A 295-nucleotide genomic window follows, 5' to 3' on the forward strand; every position below is an offset into this window, starting at 1 on the left:
CACGCGCAGCACCGCCGTATACTTTTGCAAGTACAGTACAGATAGCTGCAGTCAGTGTAGTTTTACCATGGTCAACGTGGCCAATAGTACCAACGTTAACGTGCGTTTTCGTACGTTCAAATTTTTCTTTAGACATGACAGTCCCTCTAAGCACGGTATTTCGGTGGCATTACGACCACACAACCAACAATCAGGTTTGTTGAGTATACATCAAACGGCTTGAAGTTACCTTGGAGAGGATGGTGCTGATAGGCAGATTTGAACTGCCGACCTCACCCTTACCAAGGGTGCGCTC

1 protein-coding gene is annotated in these 295 nt (G+C 47.1%); it reads right to left on the reverse strand.

Annotated elements, in window-relative coordinates; all coding sequences use genetic code 11:
* Positions 1 to 136: GTP-binding protein (locus HLG76_RS14745; protein WP_254877718.1), on the reverse strand; the 136-nt coding region annotated here is incomplete at its 3' end.
* Between the last annotated feature and the right edge of the window lie 159 nt (positions 137 to 295).

Source organism: Salinivibrio sp. EAGSL (assembly GCF_013366455.1).
Classification (GTDB): Bacteria; Pseudomonadota; Gammaproteobacteria; order Enterobacterales; family Vibrionaceae; genus Salinivibrio; species Salinivibrio costicola.